Source organism: Rhizobium sp. RAF56, from assembly GCF_052113965.1.
Classification (GTDB): Bacteria; Pseudomonadota; Alphaproteobacteria; order Rhizobiales; family Rhizobiaceae; genus Rhizobium.
In genome coordinates this window covers 1-4,773 of the sequence record NZ_JBFRDU010000084.1, presented here as the reverse complement: position 1 = coordinate 4,773, position 4,773 = coordinate 1, and the positions used below count along the sequence as shown (strand labels likewise).

Below are 4,773 nucleotides of genomic sequence, written 5' to 3'. Positions count from 1 at the left end.
CTGCCGCGCCAGCCGCCGAAGACGTTCTCCGTCAAAATCTTCACGTAACGAAATCCCTGATCGCATCGTAAACCTCCGGTTTGCGCCAGAGATTCAGATTCACCGCGTTTTGGGAAGGCCAAAGAGTCGAGGTCAGCGAGGCGGCGTATTAATGGTGCCAATTACATCGTGATAGCTTGCAGGGAACCTAATTCACATCGCCCGCAATCTAAAATGATGCAAAATAAATTTCCCTCATCAGATTCGTAACTCGATATTTCCGATTCTGATCCGGCAGCGGAATGTCCCGTGCTCTCGATATTTAGACCTGGTCGCTTGCTCCGCCGATGGAGACACTTCGTCGAAAGGCGAGTTGTCACCAATGTATCAATTTATTCACATCCAGGCCTATGCGCGGCAGGAGAAGGACGGTCGCTCGGTCGATTTCGTGATCGGCGAGGCCGATCGCCATCCGGCTCACTCGATGCATGTTGAAAACCCCCTTCCATCGGAAGTCATCTATGGTCTGCCGCTGGCAGCAGTCCGCGAGCAACATGACCGGTTGGTCGCATCAACAAAGCAAGTAACCAGCGGCGGCGTTGCACGAGGAATTCGGACGACGCAGAAGACGCTGTTGACTGTAGTAGCTTCCCACCCGATCAGGTCGGACGAAGCACGAGCAGATCCCGACAAGGCCCGGGCAGTCGAGCTTTGGGAGCACCGCACGATCAGATGGCTTTCCTTAAGGTTTGGCAGCCAAATCGTTAGCGTCGTCCGCCATGCCGATGAGCCTTATCGACATCTCCATGCCTTCGTACTCCCCGCAAAGGAAATGCGTGCGCTCGAACTCCATCCCGGATACAGCGCAAAGGCCGCAGTTATGCGAGGTGGTGCATCTACAGAAGAGGAGCGAGTTGCTTTGAACCGCCACGGCGACCTTGCATTCAAAAATGCGATGCGCGAATGGCAAGACGACTATTATAAGCAGGTCGGAGCCCCGTCCGGTCTCGCACGGATCGGACCGGCCAAGCGGAGATTGTCGAGACAAGCTTGGCGACTGGAGGCCAAGTCGGCTCAGGCGCTTAAGACGACGGTTGATCGCGCAAATACAATCAGGTCAAATGCAGAACGATGGTTAGAGAGTACGAAAGGAAACGCCCAAGCCATTTTGAGTGCTGCAGCAGCGGAAGCAAGCCGCGTCCGATCAGAAGCAGACGAGATCATGGAGAACGCCGCCCGCCGAGAATCCGAAGCCCAGATATTCGAACTGCGAGCAAGGAGAGCATGGGGCGCCGCAAAGGCGGAATTAGAGCGGCTTTCAGACCTGGCAAATGAACTATCGGCTCTGGAAGACAGCAAATCGATCATCGCGAAGTTGGATTTGATCGAGCAGACTCTGAGCTGCCACCCCACCTTTTGATCTCTAAGAATCACAAATCACAAATCTCAATTACTTCGAAAATCGAAATAACTTCGTTGAAATTCGAAAGGAGCTGAAGCTGGCTTGCAGCTGCGTCTCAGATTGTTATGCAATTTCAATACCCTAATTCCGAAATGGACTACAAATGGATACGTGTAGAACGGATGATGGACGGCCTATGTTCGGCCTCCGTGAATCTGGCAGCTTCCTGAGAAATGAAGATTCCGGAAAAGCAAATTGATAAGGAGCCGGATTCAAGAATCGGGCGTGTATCATAAATGGTTCTGGCTTGCACAGAAACTGGATGCGGTCCCCGTCGGTGAAGCCTTGATGCTTCGTACTGTCAGTCTCCCCGTGTTGCGAACTTTACCAACAATGAAGGAAGACCTGAGGATCACTTCATATTCCCTCTTCAACCGTAACCGCCCGATTGGCACCACCTGCCGGATAAAGCCTTGATGGCCTAAGACACGTGTTTAACGACGTCGTTAACGACGTGTCTTATGCGGGGATTGCTATGCGCGTTGAAATTCTTGGGCAAGAGCGGCGGCGTCGATGGCGCGACGATGAGAAGCTCGCGATTGTCATGTCTGTTGGGGATGCTGGCGCAACCATCACAGAGGTTGCCCATCGGCACGATATTACGCGCCAGCAGATTTACGCCTGGCGTAGCGAGCTGAAGAAGAAGGGTCTTCTCTCGGCGGCGTCGAATGCATTGTTCATCCCCGTCGACGTGAAAGCGGTGCAGATGGATGTCGCTGATGACCGGGAAGGTCCTCCGGCATGGTCGAACTGCGATTGAGCTGCGGCCGCACGCTTCGCTTCGGCAGTTCGGTCGATACGACCGCCCTGACGCAGCTCATCCGGGCGGTGGAAGCGGCATGATCGGGCCTGGGACCGGCGTTCGGGTCTATCTTGCGTGCGGGATCACGGACATGCGTAAAGGAATAGAGGGACTTGCCGCGCTAGCGCAGGATGTCTTGCGTCAGAAGCCGACGGGCGGCGCGGTCTTTGCCTTTCGCGGTAAACGTGGTGATCGTTTGAAGTTGCTGTATTTTGATGGCCAGGGTTTCTGCTTGTACTACAAAATCTTGCAGAAAGGTCGCTTCCCATGGCCTTCGGCGTCTGACGGAACGGCGCGACTGACGTCGGCTCAACTGGCGATGTTGTGGGAAGGGATTGATTGGCGTCGTCCGGATTGGGGAGCGCCACCGGCTCGTGTCGGTTGATTTATCTTACTGAATCTGCTTGTTTTTATGGAGATTTCTCCTGACTTGTGGTAGTCAGGATCATGTCAAACGCAACGACAAATCTTCCGGACGATCCAGCCTTTCTCAAGGCAATGATTGCCGCTTTGCTGGCGGATAATGCGAAGATGTCGGCGACGTTGCAAGCGCACGACCAGTTAATCCAAACCCTGCGGCTGCGCATCGCCAAGCTGAAGAAGCAGGTCTTCGGCAAGTCTTCCGAAAAGATCGAGCGTGAAATCGAGCAGTTGGAACTGGCTCTTGAGGATCTGTTGATCGCGACCGCTGAGGGCAATACGGCTCCGATTGATGAAGCTGATGAGGCGGCGTCTGTTGCGCCTCTGACGGATACGGCGGAAAAAATCATGCGCCGCCGCCCACGGGTGTCCGACAGGGCGGTTCGCGAGCGCCGCGAACTCGATCCTGGCTCCTGCTGCCCGGAATGCGGAGGTGAGTTGCGTCTCTTCGGTGAGGACACCAGTGAAATCCTCGACATGATTGCAGCGCAGATGAAGGTGATCGAGGTCGCCCGATTGAAGAAGTCCTGCCGCTGCTGCGAGAAGATGGTGCAGGTGCCTGCGCCCAGCCGCCCGATCCCTGGCAGCATGGCGGGCGCTGGCCTCTTGTCGTACATTCTGGTCTCAAAGTTCGATGACCATTTGCCACTGTACCGTCTGAACGAGATCTTCGCCCGCATGGGCGTCGACATTCCCGACAGCACGATGGTCGATTGGTGTGGTCGTGCCATGCAGGTACTTCAGCCTCTCATCGAACGGATCGAAGCTGCGATCATGGCAAGCGACCTCCTTCATGCGGACGACACCCCGATCCGGGTGCTGGATCGCTCGCTGCGAGACAAGGGGCTGGGCAAGGGTGTGAAGAAGGGTAGGATCTGGACGTATGTCCGCGATCAACGTCCATGGGCAGGCAGTTCTCCGCCTGGTGCAGTCTACTATTTTGCTCCCGACTGGAAAGAAGAGCACGTCCACCGCCACCTCAAGCAATCAAGCGGCATCCTTCAGGCTGACGGCTACAAAGGATATGGCAAGCTGTACTCGCCTGGAGAAAAGGGAGAATCTCGCTTCAAGGAAGCCGCCTGCTGGGCCCACTGGCGACGCGACTTCCACGATATCTGGACATCGAACAAGTCCGAGATCGCGCGAGAGGCTCTCGATCGTATCGGAGCGCTTTACGACATCGAGCGGGGCATCAACGGCGAGCCTCCTGAGATCCGGCTTGCCGCGCGTCAGATGCAGAGCAAGCCCAAGGCTGAAGCATTCCGCCACTGGGCTGAAGCTAAACTAACGCGCATTCCGGGCAAAGGCGATCTGACGGCAGCTTTCCGCTACGGATTGAGCCGATGGTCCTCGCTCTGCCTGTTCCTCGAAGACGGCCGTGTCGCGATCGACAACAATGCTGCCGCGCGGGCTCTGCGTCCGATAGGCGTTGGAAGACGCAACTGGCTATTCGCGGGAGCCGACACCGGGGCGGAGACTTTGGCGCGGGCCATGACGATCATCGAGACGGCCAAGATGAATGGTCTTAATCCACAGGGATACCTGGCTGACGTGCTTGATCGCATCCACGATCACAAGATCAATCGACTCGATGAGCTGCTGCCGTGGAACTGGTCGCCCCTCGTCACAATCTCTGCCGAGGCAGCCTGATGGCAACAGTTACCTACGTCCGTACGATCAAATTTGTTGCCGAAATTCTCGAAGAGGACCCGGAGCTTCTTCAGGCAATCGTCTCCAACGATGATAATCTGAGCTATGGCAGCATCATCTCCGTCTACACCGGAGACGACGAATCCGTCACCGCACTGACGGACGACGGCATGGACGAACTGGAGCAGATGCTCAAAGACGCCCGCCGCTCACCCCAAGAATGGAACGACTTCCTCGACAGCTTTGTTGACGACCAACTCCTCGTCGCTCGCATCAGAGCGAAATCTACGCGGTAGCAATCGGGCGGTTACCGTCTCCATAACGAGATGATGGTTGATGCGCAGCCACAAGCCAGTAGCCCGCCACTCGTAGAAATAACCCTGCACGGTCGAATAGGGTGGAAAATCTTTCGGCAACATCCGCCATTGGCATCCGGTCGATGCGATATAAAGCAATGCGT

Annotated in this window: 5 protein-coding genes and 1 pseudogene; 5 read left to right on the top strand and 1 reads right to left on the bottom strand. The window is 55.8% G+C overall.

Annotation, left to right across the window (positions count from 1 at the left end):
* The first annotated feature begins 361 nt into the window (after nucleotides 1-361).
* The 5 genes from AB4048_RS28490 to AB4048_RS28470 all read left to right on the top strand — a co-directional run bounded on the left by AB4048_RS28490 (nucleotide 362) and on the right by AB4048_RS28470 (nucleotide 4,609).
* Nucleotides 362-1,399 carry a hypothetical protein gene (locus tag AB4048_RS28490; protein ID WP_442205303.1) on the top strand — a complete coding sequence of 346 codons (1,038 nt, stop codon included), beginning with the start codon at nucleotides 362-364 and terminating at the stop codon, nucleotides 1,397-1,399.
* A gap of 517 nt (nucleotides 1,400-1,916) precedes the next feature.
* Nucleotides 1,917-2,201 carry a transposase gene (locus AB4048_RS28485; RefSeq protein WP_442205302.1) on the top strand — a complete coding sequence of 95 codons (285 nt, stop codon included), beginning with the start codon at nucleotides 1,917-1,919 and terminating at the stop codon, nucleotides 2,199-2,201.
* 79 nt (nucleotides 2,202-2,280) lie between these two features.
* Nucleotides 2,281-2,628 (top strand): IS66 family insertion sequence element accessory protein TnpB, encoded by a 348-nt coding sequence (gene tnpB, locus AB4048_RS28480; protein WP_056533973.1) that lies wholly within the window; start codon nucleotides 2,281-2,283, stop codon nucleotides 2,626-2,628.
* A 62-nt stretch (nucleotides 2,629-2,690) separates the two neighbouring features.
* Complete coding sequence (tnpC, locus tag AB4048_RS28475; RefSeq protein WP_442205301.1) at nucleotides 2,691-4,313, top strand: IS66 family transposase; 1,623 nt, start codon at nucleotides 2,691-2,693, stop codon at nucleotides 4,311-4,313.
* Nucleotides 4,313-4,609 (top strand): hypothetical protein, encoded by a 297-nt coding sequence (locus tag AB4048_RS28470; RefSeq protein WP_151042451.1) that lies wholly within the window; start codon nucleotides 4,313-4,315, stop codon nucleotides 4,607-4,609. The genes tnpC and AB4048_RS28470 overlap by 1 nt, the downstream gene beginning before the upstream one ends.
* A gap of 15 nt (nucleotides 4,610-4,624) precedes the next feature.
* On the opposite strand, the pseudogene AB4048_RS28465 reads toward AB4048_RS28470, so the two are convergent.
* Nucleotides 4,625-4,773, bottom strand: a pseudogene (locus AB4048_RS28465) (transposase); the annotation flags it as partial.

Coding starts and splice junctions, on each gene's coding strand:
- tnpC (WP_442205301.1), top strand. CDS start 2,691: ATGTCAAACGCAACGACAAATCTTCCGGACGATCCAGCCTTTCTCAAG.
- AB4048_RS28485 (WP_442205302.1), top strand. CDS start 1,917: ATGCGCGTTGAAATTCTTGGGCAAGAGCGGCGGCGTCGATGGCGCGAC.
- AB4048_RS28470 (WP_151042451.1), top strand. CDS start 4,313: ATGGCAACAGTTACCTACGTCCGTACGATCAAATTTGTTGCCGAAATT.
- AB4048_RS28490 (WP_442205303.1), top strand. CDS start 362: ATGTATCAATTTATTCACATCCAGGCCTATGCGCGGCAGGAGAAGGAC.
- tnpB (WP_056533973.1), top strand. CDS start 2,281: ATGATCGGGCCTGGGACCGGCGTTCGGGTCTATCTTGCGTGCGGGATC.